19 protein-coding genes are annotated in these 21908 nt (G+C 38.4%); 10 read left to right on the plus strand and 9 right to left on the minus strand.

Features of this window, described 5'->3' with window-relative positions; all coding sequences use genetic code 11:
- The first annotated feature begins 22 nt into the window (after positions 1 to 22).
- Positions 23 to 2452, plus strand: coding sequence for a leucine--tRNA ligase (leuS, locus tag DNJ75_RS04510; protein WP_117001993.1), 2430 nt, complete (start codon positions 23 to 25; stop codon positions 2450 to 2452).
- Positions 2453 to 2458: 6 nt separating this feature from the next.
- A complete protein-coding gene (locus DNJ75_RS04515) occupies positions 2459 to 3058 on the plus strand; it encodes an LPS-assembly lipoprotein LptE (protein ID WP_117001994.1) in 600 nt (199 codons plus the stop codon).
- 103 nt (positions 3059 to 3161) lie between these two features.
- On the opposite strand, the gene DNJ75_RS04520 is transcribed toward DNJ75_RS04515, so the two are convergent.
- Positions 3162 to 4304: a DUF481 domain-containing protein gene (locus DNJ75_RS04520; protein WP_117001995.1), complete on the minus strand. Its 1143-nt coding sequence runs from the start codon at positions 4302 to 4304 to the stop codon at positions 3162 to 3164.
- Between the two features lie 51 nt (positions 4305 to 4355).
- Positions 4356 to 4736: an LPS translocon maturation chaperone LptM gene (gene lptM / locus DNJ75_RS04525; protein ID WP_117001996.1), complete on the minus strand. Its 381-nt coding sequence runs from the start codon at positions 4734 to 4736 to the stop codon at positions 4356 to 4358.
- A 136-nt stretch (positions 4737 to 4872) separates the two neighbouring features.
- On the opposite strand from lptM, the gene DNJ75_RS04530 reads away from it, so the two are divergent.
- Together DNJ75_RS04530 and recG are read left to right on the plus strand one after the other, a co-directional pair.
- A complete protein-coding gene (locus DNJ75_RS04530) occupies positions 4873 to 6165 on the plus strand; it encodes a hypothetical protein (protein WP_150468990.1) in 1293 nt (430 codons plus the stop codon).
- A gap of 4 nt (positions 6166 to 6169) precedes the next feature.
- Positions 6170 to 8224, plus strand: coding sequence for an ATP-dependent DNA helicase RecG (recG, locus tag DNJ75_RS04535; protein ID WP_117001998.1), 2055 nt, complete (start codon positions 6170 to 6172; stop codon positions 8222 to 8224).
- On the opposite strand, the gene uvrC is transcribed toward recG, so the two are convergent.
- Both uvrC and uvrY read right to left on the minus strand, forming a co-directional pair.
- Entirely contained in the window at positions 8225 to 10066 is a 1842-nt protein-coding gene (gene uvrC / locus DNJ75_RS04540; protein WP_117001999.1) for an excinuclease ABC subunit UvrC, read from the minus strand.
- Between the two features lie 41 nt (positions 10067 to 10107).
- Positions 10108 to 10758 carry a UvrY/SirA/GacA family response regulator transcription factor gene (gene uvrY, locus DNJ75_RS04545; RefSeq protein ID WP_117002000.1) on the minus strand — a complete coding sequence of 217 codons (651 nt, stop codon included), beginning with the start codon at positions 10756 to 10758 and terminating at the stop codon, positions 10108 to 10110.
- A gap of 246 nt (positions 10759 to 11004) precedes the next feature.
- Here uvrY and DNJ75_RS04550 point away from each other — a divergent pair, with 246 nt between their 5' ends.
- Together DNJ75_RS04550 and DNJ75_RS04555 are read left to right on the plus strand one after the other, a co-directional pair.
- Complete coding sequence (locus DNJ75_RS04550; protein ID WP_117002001.1) at positions 11005 to 12147, plus strand: ribonuclease D; 1143 nt, start codon at positions 11005 to 11007, stop codon at positions 12145 to 12147.
- A 57-nt stretch (positions 12148 to 12204) separates the two neighbouring features.
- Entirely contained in the window at positions 12205 to 12546 is a 342-nt protein-coding gene (locus DNJ75_RS04555; RefSeq protein ID WP_117002002.1) for a DUF2845 domain-containing protein, read from the plus strand.
- A gap of 6 nt (positions 12547 to 12552) precedes the next feature.
- Here the strand turns inward: DNJ75_RS04555 and purC are convergent, their stop codons facing one another.
- A complete protein-coding gene (gene purC / locus DNJ75_RS04560; protein WP_117002003.1) occupies positions 12553 to 13260 on the minus strand; it encodes a phosphoribosylaminoimidazolesuccinocarboxamide synthase in 708 nt (235 codons plus the stop codon).
- A gap of 26 nt (positions 13261 to 13286) precedes the next feature.
- Positions 13287 to 14345 (minus strand): hypothetical protein, encoded by a 1059-nt coding sequence (locus tag DNJ75_RS04565; RefSeq protein WP_117002004.1) that lies wholly within the window; start codon positions 14343 to 14345, stop codon positions 13287 to 13289.
- A 182-nt stretch (positions 14346 to 14527) separates the two neighbouring features.
- Between DNJ75_RS04565 and DNJ75_RS04570 the strand changes: the two genes are divergently transcribed.
- Entirely contained in the window at positions 14528 to 15643 is a 1116-nt protein-coding gene (locus DNJ75_RS04570; protein WP_117002005.1) for a hypothetical protein, read from the plus strand.
- Between the two features lie 105 nt (positions 15644 to 15748).
- Positions 15749 to 16999: an MFS transporter gene (locus DNJ75_RS04575; protein WP_117002006.1), complete on the plus strand. Its 1251-nt coding sequence runs from the start codon at positions 15749 to 15751 to the stop codon at positions 16997 to 16999.
- Here the strand turns inward: DNJ75_RS04575 and DNJ75_RS04580 are convergent.
- Together DNJ75_RS04580 and DNJ75_RS04585 are read right to left on the minus strand one after the other, a co-directional pair.
- Positions 16956 to 18245: an MFS transporter gene (locus DNJ75_RS04580; protein WP_117002007.1), complete on the minus strand. Its 1290-nt coding sequence runs from the start codon at positions 18243 to 18245 to the stop codon at positions 16956 to 16958. The genes DNJ75_RS04575 and DNJ75_RS04580 overlap by 44 nt on opposite strands.
- Before the next feature lie 108 nt (positions 18246 to 18353).
- Positions 18354 to 19307, minus strand: a complete 954-nt coding sequence (locus DNJ75_RS04585) for a DNA-directed RNA polymerase subunit alpha (RefSeq protein ID WP_117002008.1) — start codon at positions 19305 to 19307, stop codon at positions 18354 to 18356.
- A gap of 271 nt (positions 19308 to 19578) precedes the next feature.
- On the opposite strand from DNJ75_RS04585, the gene DNJ75_RS04590 reads away from it, so the two are divergent.
- Both DNJ75_RS04590 and DNJ75_RS04595 read left to right on the plus strand, forming a co-directional pair.
- Complete coding sequence (locus DNJ75_RS04590; protein ID WP_117002009.1) at positions 19579 to 20424, plus strand: 2OG-Fe(II) oxygenase family protein; 846 nt, start codon at positions 19579 to 19581, stop codon at positions 20422 to 20424.
- Between the two features lie 22 nt (positions 20425 to 20446).
- Positions 20447 to 21076 (plus strand): phosphatase PAP2 family protein, encoded by a 630-nt coding sequence (locus tag DNJ75_RS04595; protein WP_117002010.1) that lies wholly within the window; start codon positions 20447 to 20449, stop codon positions 21074 to 21076.
- 206 nt (positions 21077 to 21282) lie between these two features.
- Here the strand turns inward: DNJ75_RS04595 and hisIE are convergent, their stop codons facing one another.
- A complete protein-coding gene (gene hisIE, locus DNJ75_RS04600; RefSeq protein WP_117002011.1) occupies positions 21283 to 21900 on the minus strand; it encodes a bifunctional phosphoribosyl-AMP cyclohydrolase/phosphoribosyl-ATP diphosphatase HisIE in 618 nt (205 codons plus the stop codon).
- Between the last annotated feature and the right edge of the window lie 8 nt (positions 21901 to 21908).

Genomic DNA, 21908 nt, shown 5'->3' on the forward strand with positions numbered 1-21908 from the left:
GAACATACAATTGGATAATAGAATGCAACAAACTTATGATTTCACCCAATTAGAAAAGCAAATCCAAGCCTTCTGGCAAGACAATCAATCTTTTAAAGCCGTTAAAGATACTAACAAAGAAAAGTTTTATAGCTTGTCGATGTTGCCCTATCCAAGTGGTACACTGCATATGGGGCACGTGCGTAATTATACCCTTGGTGATGTCGTTAGCCGCTATCAACGCATGCTTGGTAAAAATGTATTGCAACCTATGGGCTGGGATGCCTTTGGTTTACCGGCTGAAAATGCTGCTATCAAACATCAAAAAGCACCCGCTGATTGGACATATAGTAATATTGCTTATATGAAAAAGCAGTTACAATCTTTAGGTTTTGGTTATGACTGGGATCGCGAGGTTGCAACATGTGATGATAGTTATTACAAGTGGGAGCAATGGTTTTTTATTGAGCTTTACAACAAAGGCTTAGTCTATCGCAAAAATTCAGTAGTTAACTGGGATCCCGTTGATCAAACCGTGCTTGCCAATGAACAAGTTGTTGATGGTCGTGGTTGGCGCTCAGGTGCACTTGTTGAGAAAAAAGAAATCCCTCAATGGTTTGTTAAAATCACGGACTATGCCGATGAGCTTTTACAAGATCTAGACAAACTAAAAGGCTGGCCTGATGCGGTTAAAATCATGCAGACTAATTGGATTGGCAAGTCTGAAGGCACAACGATAACATTTGATGTCAATGGCACTAAACTTGATGTTTTCACCACGCGTCCTGATACCTTAATGGGTGTGACTTATCTGGCAATTGCTGCTGAGCATCCACTGGCATTACAAGCTTCAAAAGAAAATGCTGCAATTGCTAAGTTTATTAAACAGTGTCAGCAAACCTCGACCATGGAAGCCGATCTTGCCACACAAGAAAAGCTTGGCATTAAAACACCTTTTTATGCGACACACCCTATTACTGGTGATAAAGTTGAAGTCTGGATTGCCAACTTTGTCTTAATGAGTTATGGCACAGGTGCTGTGATGTCGGTACCCGCGCACGATGAGCGTGATTGGGAATTTGCTCATAAATATAATATCTCATTAAAACAAGTCATTGAAACCACTGAAGGTAACACTGACCTTAGCAAAGGCGCAATTACCGAAAAAGGCACTTTGATTAATTCAGGACAATTTGATGGTCTTGATTTTGATGCTGCTTTTAGCAAAATTGCCGAGTATTTAACTACCAACAACAAGGGCGAGATTACAACCAACTTCAGGATTCGTGATTGGGGTGTTTCGCGCCAACGCTACTGGGGCTGCCCTATTCCAATGATTCATTGTGAAAATTGTGGCATATCCCCTGAAAAAGAAGAAAACCTACCTGTTAAACTACCTCAAGATGTCACATTAACAGGTGCTACCTCGCCACTTAAAGTAATGCCTGAGTTTTACGAAACAACCTGCCCACAATGTGGCAGTAAAGCAACACGTGAAACAGACACCTTTGACACCTTTATGGAGTCTTCATGGTATTATGCACGCTACACCTGCCCAACAGCTGATAAAATGCTTGATGATGAAGCCAACTACTGGCTGCCTGTCGATCAGTATATTGGCGGTATTGAGCATGCAATTATGCATCTGTTATATGCACGCTTTTTCCATAAATTGATGCGTGATGCTGGTCTTGTCACCAGTAGCGAGCCATTTACCAACCTATTAACACAAGGCATGGTGCTAAAAGATGGTGCTAAAATGTCAAAGTCAAAAGGCAACACGGTTGACCCGCAAGCTTTGATTGAACAGTACGGTGCTGATACCGTGCGTTTATTTAGTATGTTCGCTGCTCCTCCTGAGCAATCACTTGAGTGGTCTGATTCAGGTGTAGAAGGAGCACATCGATTTTTAAAGAAAATATGGAGCTATATTCATAGCAATCATGACAAGATTGATCCAAAATACACATTGAGCCTTGATAAGTTAAGTAATGATGATAAAAAGGTGCGCTTTGAAATCTATAGCGTGTTAAAGCAGGCGCTTTTTGATTTTGATAAGATGCAGTTTAATACGGTTGTTTCAGCGTGCATGAAGATTTTTAATAGTTTACAAAATGCTCAGAACAGCGCTGTTATCACTGAAGGCGTGAGTATTCTGCTGCGTTTATTAGCGCCATTTACCCCACACATTGCACAATCCTTATGGTCAGAGCTTCACTTTGGTGATGATATTTTAAATGCAGGCTTCCCGCAAATTGATGATCAAGCACTTATTAGTGACAACTTCACTCTAGTGGTACAAGTCAATGGTAAATTACGTGCCAAAATTGATGTCTCTAGTGAGCTTACTGCCAAAGAGATTGAAGCCATGGTTATTGCCGATGAAGTGGTCAGCAAATTTCTTGAAGGCAAAACAATTAAAAAGGCGATTTACGTGCCGAAAAAATTAATGAATCTAGTGATTGGAGCGTAATGGATCATGCATTATTTACGCTTTAAAAACATTAATCTTAAATTATTACTTGTCGCATTGTTTGCTACTTTAATTTATGGCTGCGGCTTTCACTTACGCGGTTGGAATGAAGGCATGCCTAAGTTTATGCAAAAAGTATATATCAGCTACAATGGTAGTGAATTTGGCTTTATTAATGCCTTAAATTCTGTGATCACATCCACTGGTGCTGAAGTCGTCCCATCAGCCAAAGAGGCGAATATTATTATTCACATTAAGTCTGCCGCACAAAGTAGTCGCTTAGTCGGCATCACGGGTGGTGCATCTTCCAATGACTACATCATGAGCTATGCCGTAAGTTATGATATTTTGAATAGCAAAAACCAAGTTATCCTAAAAGATCAAAGTAACTCTGCACAGCAAACGTATACAACGAATGCAACACAACAGCTAAGCAACAACTCACAACAGCAACAAATTTACAATAGCCTACAATCGCAAGTGGCAAGTAATATTATTGTGCAGATGCAGAGTATTACTCTAGAAAAGTATAACGCTTCTTCCGATGAGAATCCTGACACGCAATCATCATCTAATAATCACACAGTAGAAGTTGCTAAAAAGTAAACGACCTTAAAAACACACAATGATTATACGTTGGCTGAGTGTTAACTCATGCCATTAGCCATCTCTATACTTGCCTTAGATATAGTTTATTATGGGTATGTAATTAAAACGAATACGCAATCGTTGTTGATGTCACAGTATTAGCGCGTTTCTTATTGGAACTTGCCCAACTGCTACCATTAATTTGGAAGCCCAATTGCAAAATAAGATTCTTATAAATCTCTGTCGATAAGGTGCTATTGGTCTGATAAGTCGTTGCATCATCTGCTGTCCAGTTGACTAAAATGCTTTGTTTAAAGCTTGAGGTATCCGTAAAGTTCCACACATAATCAAGTCCACCTTGCGCACCGAGTGCATTGGAAAACTCACCGGTATCCTTGACCTTCTGTTGCGTTAAACTCGGACCGATCGATGATGTAAGGCTCATCGTATCATTACTATACAACTGGCGCTGATAACCGATAGATTCTGACAAAATATAACTGTATGTATCAAGCTGATCATTTAAGTAGTTAATCCTGCCATAAATACCATTGTTCTTATCAAAATTCCATGAAGTCGTTCCTGTTGCTTGGAACTTATTGGTTTTAACGCCTTTGCCATCGGGCATATCATCGCGATTATACAAGTAACTCATCACCAATGTGTTTTTCCATGGGATAATCGGGTTATAACTAATATTGGCATTACCATTATAGTTAGTTGCTGCAGAGTTCCCTGTGACAATGCTACCACCCAACCCAAAGCTCGTACCTTTCCAAGGGTCTGCAATGGCTATGTTTGGCTTTTTCTGTGATACTGCATCATCATTAGCAATGCCTTCTGGCAGATTTAAACTACTAAGTGACGACGTAGATTGCGCCTGTGATGTTGCCGCAGTATCTGCACTTGATTTAGATGCTTGCACTGACTGAGCTACTGGTTTTTTCTGCTCTTGCAGTGAATCACTCCAAGGACTAAGAACTGCGGCACTGGCAACGGGTACTTTAGCATTTGCTGCTGCGCTATCTGTCGCTTGTGTAGCCGTAGTAGCTGTTTTTGTGTTTTGTGCTGTATCATTTTGCTTAATTTTAACGCTACCAGCATCGGCAATTGCCTGATAGTGTTTGGCTAAATCTTCATAGCTTTGCGCTAAGGCACGATATTTTTGTGCCATGGTTTGTGCGTCATCAGGACTCATTGCATAAACTGCTGTTACATTAAGTGTTCCTATCAATACAGCTAAAGCAGTTAGCCTCTTTGTCATTACTCACTCCAATTGTTTTGTTTTTATTTTTTTTAGTTGTTTTTTTATCTTTTATTCACTTTGATTTTGCAGACTGTTTGAACCCTGCTGATCTTGCTGACTTTCGGTGTTTTGTATATCCTGCTTAGCTTCTGCATCATCAGTCGTCTGCTCATTAGTTGATGGTAATGTTGTATTGCTTTGAGCACTTTGTTTATCTTTATCATCATTGTTTGTTGTATCAACTGATTTATTCGATGGCTTATCATTATTGCTAGTATCTGCCGACTGCGCTGCTGTAGCGCTTGTCTTTGTTGCATTAGAGGTTTCGGTGGGCTTTGCGACCGTCGCAGTATCATCCTTTGGCAAATACAAAGGTCCCATTTGCCCACAACCAGCTAATAAGGTCATAGGAATAAGTAATGTAAATAATTTTATAGATTTTTTTGTCATAATCCGCTTGGCGCTATGTAAATATTCGTTAAAATAATTCCCAACATAATAAAAAACATTATGCGCGAAGCCAAATAGAATTATGGTCTTTCTGCAATGAATTTGACATCTTTTACTTTTACGAAGGAATATGTGTGTGATTAAAAAACTTTTACTTAGTATTATCGGCATTATTGCACTGTTGATTATTTTAATGTTTATCTGGTTGATATTTATTTTCAACCCTAATGATTATAAAGCTTGGATCAATAGCAAAATAAACAATGACCCCAACATCCACATTATGCTTAATGGAGTGTTGGATTTCTCGCTAAAATCAATGCAGCTTAATGCTAAAGAGGTCGCTATTAACGCGCAAAATGGTACTTTTAACAGTCACTGGCAAAATGCAACGATTAAAATCAACCCACTTGATTTTTTTATCCACCCGAGCAATCCTTTTGAGTCTTTAACGCTACAAAACGGTGAAATTAGTGCTGCACATCAACAGTTTAAAGCATCTCTTTTGAATATCATTGAAAAACATCAACGCTATAGCGTGAGCACTGAGTTAACCAACGATGTCAAGCAGCTAAATATTCAATTAACTTTAACCCCACACACTAACAGCACTGAAATTACGGATTTAAGCATACAAACGGTACTTAATAACTTGCCCGTTTGCCTTAAAGTGCCCAGTATTTATCTGAACAATAATAATATGCTCAACAATATTGATAATATTCGCCTAAAAATCAATGATCAGCTACTTATGGGTAATATGAGCCAAATTATACTTAAGCCTAAGCTTTCATTTAAAGGGCAATTCACAGCACCCCATCTTGCATTAGCGCAAATAATTAATCTTAACGGTTTCAAAGTCAACTTAGATTCGTTTGCACTTGATTTTGCACTCTCACACAATGACTCAGCAGCTAAAGCTGACATTAGCATCAACGCTCAAAGTGCTAATCTTATCGGTATTGATCTTAATGCGATTGCTTCTTCAACACACAATCTATTAAGTGCTGTTGATCAAGGCGATGGTATTGGTAGCGCCTTTCAAACATTGAAATCTCAACTACTACCGCTTCTTGCTAAAGACAAACTCGTTGCTGATCCAAACAAAAGCACGCAATTAAAACAACTTAGCATTCAAAGTCATATTGACAATAACCAACTTAAAACAACTTCGATCAATTGGCAAGCCCCAGAGTTTACGGTCACAGGCTCTGGACAAGCGAACTTAAGCACACACGAGTTAAACTACCCACTTTCGATTCATATCAAAGGCACCCCAAGCCTGACTATCCCATATAGTCTAAACTATCAAGACAAGCAGTTTACTGCCGCGATTAATCAAGCTCAACTGCAAAAAAACCTACAGCCCATTATTGAAAAGGCACTTACAAATGCCTTAAACAATAAACTCGGTTCGTTCTTTAGGTAAATGCATGTCCGAAGATCTCTCAAGCTTAAAAGGCATTGGTAAATCGACATTAGCAAAGCTTAATAAAGCCAACATTCACACGCTGTGGGATTTGTTACTTCATTTACCCAAAGACTATCAAGATCGACGCACCATTACACCGATTGGACAGACTGTCTCAGGGCAAAAGCAGCAAATATCAGGTTTTATTCGCCAAGTGAATATCAACAACTTTGGCAAAAAGCATCTTAATTGCTATTTCTCTGATGACACCGGCATGTGTAAAATGCATTTATTTAAGTTTTACCCCAATCAAACTAAGCTACTGCAAAAGGGTAAAATTATTCGCTGCTTTGGTGAGATTAACCATACCCATCACGGCATTGAAGTCATTCACCCTGAGTGGCAAATTATCAATGATCAAAATGAAACTTTAAGCGGGGAAATTACTGCGATTTATCCAACAATTGAAGGTATAAGCTCGACAGTTATCCATAAACTAATAAAGCAGATTAAATCATCGATATCTTTTAAAGAACTGCTGCCTACTGCAATCTTGCAAGTTCATGGATTTATGGATATTAATAGCGCTTTAATGGATATTCATTTCCCACAAAACAGTGACTTTGAGCAGTCCATTAAGCGCGTCACGCACGCTCGTTATCGCTTAGCGATTGAGGAAATGCTGGCACATAACCTTAATGCGAAAAAAGTGCGCCTAACCAATCAATCAACACCGTTTGCAAAGATAAAAATTAAACCTAAATTACTTGATAAGTTTATCAGTCAGTTGCCTTTTGCTCCAACCAAAGCCCAAGAGCGTGTTATTGCTGAGATTTTTGCTGATTTGACCAAAGCCAAACCATGCTCACGCCTTGTGCAAGGTGATGTCGGTTCAGGTAAAACCATTGTTGCCAGCGCTTGTTTGATTCAATCTGCTGCTAATCACCTACAATCAGTGATGATGGCACCCACAGAGATTTTGGCAGAGCAACATTATCATAATCTAAGTAACTGGCTTAGTCCTTTTGATATTCCTGTTGTCTTTATCGCTCAAAAATTAACTGCAAAAGAGCGTAAGAACGCACTTAAGATAATACAGACACAGCATAATTGCGTTATTGTTGGCACGCATGCAGTGTTTCAGCAAAGCATTGATTATCCTAATCTTGGATTAGTGATTATTGATGAGCAACATCGTTTTGGTGTTGAACAACGTTTGGCATTAATCGATAAATCAAGAAGTAACAATTGGCAGCCCCATCAAATTGTGATGACAGCAACCCCTATTCCACGCACATTGGCAATGACCGTATATGGTGATCTTGATCTATCGATCATTGATGAGCTCCCACCTAATCGCAAACCAATCACCACTAGCGTCTTAAATCAAAATAAAAAACAAACACTAATCAATAAACTTGAAGCACATATTAATGCCAATGGGCAAGCCTATTGGGTTTGTCCACTCATTGAATCATCCGAAGTGTTAGTGACACTGCAAGATGCTGAATCACTTTTTGAAACCATCAAAGAAATGTTGCCAAGCGCACGCATTGGTCTTATTCACGGCAAGATGAAGGCTCAGGAAAAAACACTCATCATGCAGCAGTTCAAATCGCATGAATTAGATATATTGGTCGCAACCACCGTGATTGAGGTTGGTGTTGATGTGCCTAATGCCAATATTATGATTATCGATAATGCTGAGCGTCTGGGTTTGTCGCAACTGCATCAATTACGTGGTCGCGTTGGACGTGGACACAAGGAAAGTAACTGTATTTTGCTTTATCAATCCCCCTTATCACTCACTGCCAGAAAGCGTTTAGAGCTTATGCGCCAAACCCAAGATGGTTTTATTATTGCGGAGGAAGACCTTAAGCTCCGCGGTCCCGGAGATATCTTTGGTAAAAACCAAACCGGTGATATCCAATTTAAAGTTGCAGATTTAAGCCAACATCAAAATCTATTTGATGAAGTTACCTCTATCGCGGATACGCTTATACAGCATCATCCTCAAACCATTGAGCCAATTATAGGACGCTGGCTAACGAAGGCTGATGAATATATCAAAGCGTAATTAACGAAACGCATGCCATATATGATCAGCAAGCTTAGGACTAATGCCTTTGACCTTTGCAATCTCATCAATTGAAGCACGTGATAACTCTTGCCAACCACCAAAGTGCCTTAAAAGCGCTTGTCGGCGTTTGCTCCCCACCCCTTCAATTGACTCAAGTACGGATTCAGTTTGGCGTTTTGCTAGTTTTTTACGCTGCGCTTTGATGGCAAAGTCATGTGCTGCATCACGAATTTGTCTTAATAACAAAAAGGCTAAATCATGCTCTGGCAAATGATACACTTCATCATTAAAACCTTGAAAAATATCCTCTTTACCACTGATTCGCTCAATCCCCTTGCCAAGACTCAAGAGTTTAATATTATGCTGCTGATTATATTGCCTCAGTACATCTTCAGCCTTTTTGATCTGTCCCTTACCGCCATCGATAATCATAACATCTGGCAGATTATTTGCCTCTATCCCTGATTCAACGCGTCTTGTGACCGCTTGCGCAATGGCTGCATAATCATCCCCTGGCGTAACACCCTCAATATTATAACGTCGGTGTGCAGATTTTAATGCGCCACTTTGGTCAAAGACGACACATGAAGCCACCGTTGCTTCACCTTGGTGATGACTAATATCAAAGCATTCAATACGTTTAATCTCAGGGATATCAAGCCACTTTGCTAAAGCCTCAAACCGTTTGACAAAATGTTGTTTAGATTGCAAATTCATCTGTAATTTTTGACGCGCGTTGATTAAGGCAAGCTTCTGCCATTTGGCATTATCAGCAATCGCCTCTGTAATCCATTTAATCTGTCGCTCAGCCTTTTGTGCAATACTTATAAGCAGCGATTCTGACACCTTAACTTCCTTCGGCAAAATAACTTCTTCAGGCCAAATTGTTCGCGGTTCTGCCAAATAGTAATGTGATAAAAAAGCCTCTAAAATATCCGTCAACGTACTGCCATGTTGACTAATAAACCAATGTTTATCATCGGCCACTTTACCCTGTTCAATACTGACCAATGTTATACAAACCTTATCGGCCTCCTGTAAAACACCCAACACATGCAAACGTTTATTATTCAATTTATCCAAAAATTGCTGTTGTTGCAGCTTGGTCAGTAGCGCTAATTGATCACGTAACTGTGCAGCAAGCTCAAAGTTTTCTTCATTGGCAGCATCTTGCATTTTCTGTGAAATTTCTTCCAATACAGAGGTGAGCTTGCCATTCATAAATTTTGCCAGAAGATCAACTTGCATTTTATAGTCTTCAATACTGATTTTATTCACACAAGGACCACTGCAACGCTTAATCTGGTATTGCAAACAAGGACGTGAGCGATGGTTAAAATAACTATCCTCACATTGCCTAATGGGAAAAAGTTTTTGCAGTAAAATCAATGTTTCTTTCATTGATGATAATGAGACAAAGGGACCAAAAAACTGTCCTGCCTTGCGCGGCTTACCGCGAAAACCAGACAACCTTGGAAACAGATGGTCACTTAAATGCAAATAAGGATAACTTTTATCATCTTTGAATAGAATATTATATTTAGGCTTATGTTTCTTAATCAACGCACTCTCTAACAAGAAAGCATCATAATCACTAGGTGTCACCGTGACATCAATAAAAACGACTTGTTCAACTAACGTCTGTGTTTTGATATCTTTAGCGCCCTTTTTAAAGTAACTATTGACACGTTTATAGAGATTTTTGGCTTTGCCAATATATAAAATCGTATGCGCATTATCATACATACGATAAACGCCTGGATGCGTTGTTAAATGCTTTAAAAAAGAATCTAGATCAAATGCCTGCTTGGCATTTTCAGAACTATCTGAGTGGAACATAGTTTTTTATTTTTTTATAGATAGGAATAAATTAAAAAGTATTATTCTTTGTTGCTCTCAAGATCAATCAGTTTATGTCTAATCGCCATATGCGTTAATTCAACGTCACTATCAATACCTAGTTTCTCAAACAAACGATAGCGATAACTATTAACCGTCTTTGGACTTAAACACAGCTGATCTGCCACTTCATTGACCTTCTGACCGCTTGTGATCATGATTAACACTTGCATTTCCCGCTCTGATAATACATCAAACGGTGACTCATCATCATGCGTTAAGTGCTTTAAAGCAAGTTGCTGGGCAACCTCAGGTGACAAATAACGTCTTCCGGCATACACTGTTTTGATCGCTTGAATCATCTCATCAATGCTAACCCCTTTAGTCATATAGCCAGAAGCGCCTGCTTGTAATACACGTGTTGGATAAGGCTCCTCACCATAAACAGTCACAACCAAAATTTTAATCTGCGGATAAGTCTTGGCAATGCGTTTGGTCGCCTCCAAGCCGCCCATACCAGGCATTTTAACATCCATCAAAATGACATCAGGTAACAGTTTAGAAGTTAGCGTAATCGCTTCCTCACCACTGGCTGCTTCACCAACAATCTCAATATTATTGACATCACTTAACAGCTTCTTAATCCCTAATCTTACCAAATCATGATCATCAACCAAAAGCACTCTTATCATTACCTTGCTCCCATGTTTTAGGTCACCTCTTAAGGAAATACGCCTATCTACTTTATGCTTTAGCTTAAACGTTTTGCGTCAAAAGCTCAAAGACCACACTGATCAATACGCATACTCACTTGTGAGATTTTGACCATAGTATAGCGTAAAACTTCCAATGTTGCTGTAGCAATTTGAGCTTATTTTACTTGTATTTCTAACTTTTGTTTGTAAGATAAAGCATTTGTAAGATGACAGTCACCCTCAATGATTACAAATAGCAATGATTTACAACGCATTATGCCGCTATTGATGGCAGAATCAATGATCGCACTAGATACTGAATTTTATTGGCGTAATACCTATTATCCTGAGTTATGCCTTATCCAAATCGCAACAACCGATCATATCTATCTGATTGATGCTTTATCAGCTGAAATTAACTTACAACTACTTAACCCACTCTTTACAAGTAAGCACACACTTAAAATCATGCATGCAGCCGAGAATGATATCAAAATCTTGAGACATTACTTAGATTGTGAGTTTAATAGTATATTCGATACGCAAATTGCCATGGCATTTCTAGGACATGATCATCAATTGTCACTTAGTAACACGCTAAATCATTTAGGGTTTGATGATTTAAATAAAGATGAGAAGATGTCTGACTGGCGTAAGCGCCCTTTATCTAGCGCGCAAATAGCCTATGCCACGTCTGATGTTATCTCTTTAATTCAATGTCAAAAACTACTAACAGATAAGCTTAAACAAACATCATGGTTGAAGGCTTTTGAAGAAGAAATGCAATTTATCCAAAAGATGCATTTTAATAACACACAAGATGCTCCCTTAAAATTCAAGCATCATCTTGCTCGTCTAAGTGTATCTGGTCGCACACATTTAATCCAATTATCAATTTGGCGCGAAGCGTATGCACAAAGTAGGAATTGGGTAACGCGTTATGTACTTTCAGATCAAGAGCTCGTCAACCTAGCTAAGTTAAATCCTATAGATTTGCAAACTATTGCCGAAAAACATATTCTATCACATAAGAAAGTACAGCGTTTTGGCGCTGAGCTTATCCAGCTATTACATGTAGCAAATACTCAATATGATATGAGTTTGATTGAGCGCACACGAATTAAAATCAACAAAGAGCTCTTACGGTTGTGCTTTGAATACCTTGCTGAAATCGCTGAGAAACAGCAATTGCCAATAGCATTAGTTTCATCAAAGCAGGAGCTCAAGCACTTTCTCTATCAAAAGCTTATTAACCCTCAACACATGGGTAGCAATAAACTAAATAGTGGTTGGCGCTTGCAATTTTTTGGTCAGCTGATTACTGATTATGCATATCAACAATGCTCAATATTGGGACTTCCTTACAATAAAATCTTGACGAATTAAAATGATATTCTACGCTTAAGAGTGCCTCGCATAATTTATCAACTAAGGAGAATACTTATGAAGAAATCGTCTTTTTTGTTACTTATCCCAGCGAGCTTGCTCTTTATTGGCACCAGCACTTACGCTGCCACAGACAGCAAAGCACCCACATCCACGCCAACCATTCAATTAAACTGTAATGGGAACGTATTGAACTTAGGACAGACTCAAGCTGAAGTCACTAAAGCCTGTGGTGAGGCTAGTTCTACCAGAAGCTCTAAGAAACATAACAGCACATCGCTATATTATAAAACACCTGAAGCCACGGCTTCCATCGAGAATAAAACCAAACTTAAATTTGTTAATGATAAGTTAGTTGAAATTTCTTATGAGCGTGAAAATAAAAAATTTGATGATTGAAAAAGCTTATAAAACCAAGCCAATACGTTTAGCAACCGTTTTATAGTGACCAATCACATCACCGAGATCTTGGCGAAAACGATCTTTATCAAACACTTCTTTTGTTTCTTTATCCCACAATCTACAGCCATCTGGACTAAACTCATCCCCTAATAGGATCTCATTTTTAAAACGTCCAAACTCTAGCTTATAGTCAACTAATAACAATCCAGCTTCATCAAAAACGCTCGATAAAATATCATTGACTTTGAAAGTGGCTTCGCGCATAAACTTAATTTCTGATGCGGTTGCCCAGTTAAAGCTTAAAATATGCGATGTATTAATCATTGGATCACCCAACGCATCATCCTTTAAAAAGAATTCAAACACCGGTTTATCAAATTTCATGCCTTTTTCAAGACCTAAGCGTTTACAAATTCCACCAGCTGCATAATTGCGCACCACACACTCAACAGGGATCATTTCAAGGCGTTTCATCAAACTTTTATTATCATTTAGCGTTTTGATAAAATGTGTTTTCACACCCTTTTGTTCAAGCTTTTGCATAATATAAGCATTAAAAAGATTATTAACACGTCCTTTATCTTTCAGCGCTTCTTTTTTAACACCATTAAATGCTGTGGCATCATCACGATACTCAATAATAACATGATCGGCATTATCACTCTGGTAAACGGACTTGGCTTTTCCTTGGTAAATCAACTCTTTAACCATTTCATTATCCTTTTATTACTTTCTAGTTATTTAAGTGGGATATGTGATGCAATCGCAGATAAAATCGGCTTTGCCTTATCCACTGGAATTAATACTTGTTTGGTATCAAACAATGAAACTCTTAATTGTTTTTGCTCTTCTCTAAAGAAGTTACGCCAATTACTCATATCACTAAAAATCGAGCCATTTTGTGTATATGGATACAAATACAACAAGTAGCTTTGATCTTTGTTATCTTCAAATAGAATCGTCTGCTCTTTAGCATCATAGGCAACGTATTTATAGCCTGCTGCTTTTAATGCACTCTCCAAGGTCTTTCTTGCTAGCGCTTCATCACCAACAAAGACAACAGAGACAACTTTATCCTTGGTATAAAGCTGGAACTTTAAGCCATTCTCGCTATTGATAAAACCAAACTGCGCATTGACTAAAGTTTCCTCAGTGACTTTTTGACCTTCTATTGATTTTTGGATTTGCTCAACGATGCTACTTGCTTCCTTCGTGACCGCAGGTTTTTCATCCATATTAAACAAAGATAACTCAGCGCGTCTAAATTCATTTTTAACCTGTGCGATAAACACATAGTAAGACTCGCCAGAAGCTTTGTCTTTAACCACAAAGCGATTATTATCTTTGTCTGTTTTTTCAAGTGTCACATTAGGCAGTTTATCTTTTAATGCCGATTCCACAATCATCCATGTCACCGCGTGTGGTTCGTAAATGACTAATTTAGCTTGGTTATCTTTATCATAGTTTAATTTCGTTGTGACAACATAAAGCTGCTTTTGCTCAACTGCACTCACATCATAATTCGATGCGAAATTAGGTGGTAACATCGCATTTTGCGCCTGAGATAATTGATTCTTAGTAAAGCTTGTTTGCCCTTCAGGAATCACAAGTGCTAGATGAATGTTAGGATCCGTTGAAACTGATTTTGGTACTTCAAGCGGCTTGTTTTGTTCAACGGGTTGACGCGCATAATCAAAATCACGGTTACGGAAGAAATTACTGGTTGATGCGCACCCTGCCAAGGTACTAATACTTAAAATTGCAAGTGTACATGCAGTGATTTTATTAAATTTCATGACTACTTTACTTGGAAAAAGGTAAATGCATTATACACAAGCAAAGCCTAAATACGCACAGGATTTTAGCGCAAAAGTCCTAGTTATTTAAAAAACTAATACCCCTATTAGGAATACTAATTTCCATAGCTGATCAAAAAACAGTAAATTTCTCCCTGCAACACAAACACACGGAGAAGAAAATGAAAAAATTAAGTTTAATAATTGCTAGCAGCTTTATGTTATCAACAACAGCTTTTGCAACAAAAAATGTCATACCTAATGATGTTGCGAAAGCAGTTACACACGTCAACGATGTAAGCTTTTCAGATCAAGAAGGTACTGAAAACATTCAACAACTTAAAAAATTAGTGCAAAATGCCAAAGCAAACAACTATATTGCTGCCGTTGTCAATACTGCCAATTTAGTTTCAATAACAGCACCACAATATAATGCTTTTAACACATCTCAAGATCTACATAACATGTCAGATAATCTTGCTGCTTTTTCCAACGCGTTAAAAGCAGTTGTTAATAATTATCCGATGCTTGACAAGATGGATCAGGCGCTAACACAAGCATACACTGAGCTACAGGCAGCTTGGGACCATCGTGTTACCTTCCTAAATGGTGAATCAGGGGAGCACAAAGCCTATGAGTTTAATTACTTATTAAATTACCTGACTGTTAACGGCGTTAATGTTTTGCAAAAAGGCAAAAGCATTGATGAAACCAAAGACTTTTATGTCAAGCTAAACACTCTAGCTTATAGCATTCCAACAGATGCCTTTAATAGCTATTATCAAGCTCGTGATATGGCAGTTGAAGCAGTTTATTCTATCAATAAAAACATGGTTGTTTCTGCTTTGCAGAACGTACAAAGTAACGCAAAAGTTCAAAAGCTATCTGAAGCAACTAACGATATTGATATTGCTATTAATGATTTCCTAAATTTAAGCTACAGCTTTAAGTTTTTGGGCAAGACCATTGAGATTAAATTAATTCCTGATCAAGTAAAAGATATGGTACACAATGCCCTGCAGAAATCTGGCTTTAATGACACTAAAAATGCGCTGAACTTTCTTTTAATCTCAACAGCCGAAGGTCAAAAAAATATTCCATTAGCATCAGATTACAATAACATTAAAGACACTCAGGACAATAACGTGTTTGCACGCTTAATGGTTACCTTATCAACGATGCTTTCACAAAACATAAATAACAATATGCAAGATCCCCAGTTCCATATCACCGACGAGCAAGCTTATTATGTAATCACCTATCAACTTGCCGAACTAGTTAATAAGAATCTCGTGTAAGCAACAACATTTAATGAAAACTTAAAACACTCTTCGACATTTGATCTGTTTTTCAGTATAAAAGGCACATTAAAAAAATGAAAAAAATGCGCTAGCGATAAACTTATGATCAGACAACGAAATATACTTGCCGCTTGGATTTGCTTTCTTGGCGGCTTTTTTGTGCTCTATCAATTCCTGCTGCAAGGCTCAACCAGTTTAATGGTGCCAACATTAATGCGTGATTTATGCATTAACCTCACTGAAATCGGCTTTTTATCTTCTGCTTTTTTTTACCCTTATATTCTTTTGCAAATTCCCTCTGGCTTTATCATTGATAAAATTGGACCTAAGAAAACCTTATTTATTGGCGCACTTATCTTAGGTCTAAGCACATTAGGTTTTGCTTTTTCTGAAGGCTTTGCCACTGCGAATATCTCGCGGATTATCATGGGTATTGCAAGCGCACCAGGCGTTGCATGTGCGATGTATCTTGCTGCACGCTGGTTTCCCAAGAGATTCACTATTGTCGCAGGTCTGATTGAAATGATGGGCATGCTAGGCGGTGCTGCTGGCGATTACTTTCTAGAACATGCGATAAATGGTTATGGTTGGCGAACCGCGATGATTATCTGCGCTGTTATTGGTTTAGTGCTTGCTGCCTTGATTTTAATTTTCGTCAAGGGAAATACGCATGAATGCTGTGAATCACAAAAACAAGACAACTGTCAAACACATACCTTAAAGCATTTTGTGACATTATTGAAGAATAGTGACGTATGGCGTTATAGCTTATTTGGCGGCTTGATTTTCACCATTATCAGCGCCTTTGCCTCTCTTTGGAGTATTGGCTTTATCCAAGTGCTTTACCCTGAGCAAAGCAGTCATGCATCACATGCTACCGCACTGATTTTTATTGGTGCGGCATTTGGGGCGGCATCTAGTGGTTGGCTTGCTAATAAAATTCGCTGTATTCATGTTATGCAACTATTTAGCGTGCTCGCACTGATTAGCTTTATTATCATTTTATATATCGCAATTCCTTTTTATCTTGGCAATATTTTGCTTTTTCTACTTGGCTTTGGTTCTGGTGCTTATATTCTACCCTTTGCCTCGATTGAGAAACTATCTCATCCTGATGCTCAAGGTATGGCAATGGGCTTTACCAACATGGTCATTATTGGACTAGGTGGTCCGATACTGCAACCTTTAATCGGTTGGATTTTAAGCTGGTATCAATCAGCTTATCAGTGTAACGCTAACACCTTAGGTGGATTTCAAACGGCACTATTGCCTATCTTAATTGGGCTAATTATTGCCGTGATCTTAAGCTTTATTCCTGCAAAGTCGGCAAACGTTTGCAATACGTCTCTTTAATTGTTAATAACCCAATAACAAACGCAATGGCAAAAAACACAGTGCAACCAATAGTAAGTGCGACCTGATAACCATGAACACTGATATTCTCGCCACTCATAGCAAACTGATTAAGCACGATGCCTGTGACGTTTTGCGCAGCCCAAGCCCCTAATAGCACAAACATATTATTAAACCCCACAGCAGTTGCCGTTAATGAGGCGGGAACATTCTCAATCATAATGGCAAAAGATAAGGTTTGCGCACCTGCTGCAACCCCAAGCAAAAACATTAAAATTGAAAATATCACATAGCTATCAATCGCTAGCCAATTAAGTAGCAAACTAATAACGACACCAAATACAGCGCAGCCTAAAAGCACGTGTTTGCGCCTACCTAATCTATCTGATAGTAGTCCAACGAGTGGACTACCTAGACCTAGCCCAAGCCAGACGAATGATACTGTACTTGCGGATATCGTTTGGCTAAAATAATGCTCCAAATAACCAACACCACTCATTGAACCAATGACTTCAACCGCCGGATAAACAAAAAAAGCAAAGATCGCGATTAACCACACCTGTTTAATTTTAATTAACATCACAAGTTTTTGCTTAACTGTTAATGTACTCTTGGTATTTAATTCTATCTTATCTACTTGACGTTTAGATTTATCTCTAACAAATAAAAAGAAAAACAACGCCAAAACACATCCGGCAATAAATACACCATGGAAGATTAATCGCCAGTCATTATCGGTCACAACAAGCATTAGTACAAAAGGGGCACCCGCTAGAATAGGACCAATCATTCCAAGTATTTGCGTCATACCACCCATAACACCTAAATGCTGATGCGGAAACCAATCGAGAATGATCTTAAACATCATCGCAAAAGCAAATGCAGATCCCAAGCCTATGGCAAAACGCCCAATCCAAGCGACAGCTGCTGTGGTTGCAAAGCTAAATAGCAAAGCACCAAGCGCGGTAACAATAATGGCAAAAGTACCAACCTTGCGCACGCCAAAATGATCAATGAGTATTCCTACCGGCAGTTGCATTAAAGAATATGCCAAAAAATACGCCGATGAAATACTGCTGACGGTTAATGCATCTAAATGAAGGTCATGGGCAAAAACAGTATTCATCGAGCCAAATGAAGCACGACAAAAAAACTCATACAAAAAGAAAATACCCGCTAATGAGAAAAAGAACCAGCCCTTAAAAAGCTTACGTGAGAAAAGATTGGGTTGAACTAATGACGACATGTGGTGATTTTTTAGATTTAAGGTGTCTTTAAATTACCACAGCTAACGATATAAAAAAATAAAATTAAATGAATTTAGGCTTCGACTAACGCTCAGCCAATGTTTGTTTTAGATCAACTCTTTTGGCCAATCATCAACGATAGTACCTAATGAGTAACCATAAGAAGAAAGCTTTTCTTTGATTTCATTTAACGATTTGCGTCCAAAGTTAGGTGTTTTCATCAGTTCAGACTCAGTGCGCTGCACTAATTCACCAATATAACGAATGTTCTCTGATTTTAAGCAATTTGCTGAACGCACTGTTAAATCCAACTCTTCGACTGTTTTCAATAAGAATGGATCGATTTGTGGTTCTTCCTCAACATATAGACGCTCTGCCAACTCTGCTTCATCAACGATATTTGACATTTGTGTTTGAATTTTTTGTGCTGCCAAACTCAATGCCTCAGACGGTGTTAAACTACCATCTGTTTTGATCTCAAGGATTAATTTATCTAAGTCAGTTTTTTGGGCAACACGCGCATTTTCAACATTGTATGTGCAACTTACAATCGGTGAATAAGACGCATCTAACATAAACCAGCCATCAGCAAATGCTTGCTCTGCAGCAACATAACCGACACCTAAATTAATTTGCCCGTCGATTGATAGTTTTTCTTTACCTTCATATTGGCAAATATAAACATCAGGATTTAAGATCTCTAAGCCTTCAGAAACCGTTAAATCTGCCGCATAAATATCTTTTGCCTTACCTGAGAGTTTAATCGCAATCTCAGCTGTTTTATGTTCAGGTGAAAGCTTAAACTCAATTGCTTGCAAATTAAGTAAAATCTCTTCAATTGTTTCAGCCGTTGGCAATTGAGCAGATAGATCATCACCATCATTGAACTTAACACGTGTTAACGCAGCCCCTGCCAATGCATTAGCTAAAATCTGCTTTAATGAGAATCCAAGCGTGTAGCCAAAACCACGCTCTAAAGGTTCTAAAATAATCTTTGCTTCTTTATCATTTTTCTCGAGATTATTCACTGTTGTCGGATGCAGCAAATGTTCTAATGCCATCGTTTTATATACCCTTTTGTTTATATATCTTACATCTCAATACCTTTTGATTACCTGACAAGTTCAAGCATCAATCAGCACGATTTGATAAATACAGATGTCGAAATTTTGCAGCATTCTATCAAATTTTTTCTAAAAAACCTAAAAGAAATTGACATTTGATCAAAACTTATTGCCACCTGCCAAGTATAACGGCTTCTCTCCTTGACAGAGTTCGCATTGCAATCTAGCATGCCAACGTCATATTAAATCAATAAAGCAGGTATTTTTAATGGAAATTTTAAGTGTTGATTACTACGCAGATAATGCACCAAAGCGCTTTACCGACTCGTTGAAACAAACAGGCTTTGGGGTACTGGAAATACATCCTATCGACTGGCAACTTATCGAAGATGTTTATAGTGAGTGGCGTGAGTTTATTAACTCAAAAGCCGCACATAATTACTATTACGATAAGAGAACCCAAGATGGTTACTTCCCAATGGATATCTCAGAAACAGCCAAGGGTGAGACCGCACGTGATATCAAACACTATTTCCATTTATATTTTCCAAATGGTCGCTATCCTAAAGAAGTCTCTAATAAAGCACGTGAGCTTTTTGACAAACTTTTTGAACTAGGTAAAACATTACTGCAATGGATCGATGATCATATGGATCCAGAGACTTCTAAGAAACTGCATATGCCATTAGTCGAAGCCTTATCATTTGATCGCACGTTGTTTCGCGTATTGCATTACCCTGCGATCAAAGGTGATGAGGAACCAGGCGCCATACGTGCTGCAGCGCATGAGGATATTAATTTAATCACCCTTTTACCCGTTGCCTCTTCACCTGGCTTAGAAGTGTACTCACATAAAGAAGATAAATGGTATGAAGTGCCTTGTAAACCGCAATCTATCATCATCAACATTGGTGATATGCTGCAAGAAATGACCAACTTTGAATACATTGCTACCAAGCATCGCGTGGTCAAACCTGAAGGTGAAGCACAAGGCGTTGATCGCATGTCAACACCTTGTTTTATGCATGCTAAAGCTGATGTTTATTTATCAGACAAATACCCAACAGCTGATGTCTTCTTGGATGAGCGCTTGATTGAACTTGGGGTTAAATAGCTTCATAAGGAATTAACTCAACATGACCAATAACTTCAAAAAACTTATAAAAATCACCCTAATCTATGGCATTGTTACGTTGATCATATGTGCAATAAGTTATATCTATTTTGATCGTTTACTCGTGACATCAATTAGTGAACAGCTGCAGCATAATATCTTAATTAAACTCTCAAATATTCTCTCTTTTATTTTTGACCCTAATAACTGGTTTGTTCTTTTCATCATTCTTGTGATTATCTGTATATGGCAAAAAACACGCGACAAACTCAATCCACGTTTATTGGCATGGACCATGAGTTTGTTTATCTCTATTGCTGCTGCAACAGTACTAAAACTAACGCTGGCACGCTATCGTCCTGAGCTATTCTTACAAGAGGGTTTATATGGCTTTCACTGGTTGTCACACAAGCGCTTATTCAATAGCTTCCCATCAGGGCATGCCACGCTTGGATTTGCAGGATTACTAGGCTTGGCTTATTTAGTACAAAATAAGAAATTTACGGTGCTATGCATCATCATCGCACTTATTATCACCATTAGCCGAATTTTAAGCTCAGAGCATTATCTAAGTGATGTGTTGGCTGGCGTTTATATCGGGGTCTTTAGCTATCTTTGGGCAAAAGCACTTTGCTATAGGAAATCATCATAGCCACAAAAATACAAAATATATGGATAAACGAATAATCAGGGAATGCTTTAGAAATGGGGTAAATATTGCTGATCGAAATATGAAAACAGTTGAGGAGAGGAAAAACATCTTCGACCAGCTGTTTTGTAGTGTAAGCTTTTAAACTTAACTCAAACTTAATGGTTTTGTTTTTTTGATTTTTTATGATGGGCGTATACAATACACCATTACGAGTTGCTTTCTCTTGCGTGTAAAACATTAATCACATCCTGCAGAGATAACTCTTTTTCTCTTAGCAATACGAGCAAATGAAAGATCAAATCAGCACTTTCATTTTTAAGCTCATCTAGATCATTCTTCATTGCGGCAATTACGGTTTCAACACCTTCTTCACCGACCTTTTGCGCAATACGCGACACACCACTCTTAAAAAGACTCGTGACATAACTATTTTGTGGTTTATCCTTTTTACGCTGTTTGATGGTGTTTTCTAGACGAGTCAATACGCCATATGGATGATCATAGGTTTTATCAAAGCAGCTCTCGCTACCCTTGTGACATGTCGGCCCCACAGCATCAACTAGCGCAACAAGACTATCTCCATCACAATCTACAGCGATATCAATAAGCTTCAAAACATTGCCACTTGTTTCACCTTTTTGCCACAGCCTTTGTTTACTGCGACTGTAAAAGGTTACAAAGCCAGTAATCATCGTCTGTGATAAGGCCTCTTCATTCATGAATCCTAACATCAGCACCTTGCCAGAGGTGCGACATTGCACAACAACAGGCACCAAGTGATTCATTTTCTGCCAGTCAATTTTGTTTAAAATAAGATTATCCACATTTATCC

It is taken from the genome of Cysteiniphilum litorale, from assembly GCF_003428165.1.
Taxonomy (GTDB): domain Bacteria; phylum Pseudomonadota; class Gammaproteobacteria; order Francisellales; family Francisellaceae; genus Caedibacter; species Caedibacter litoralis.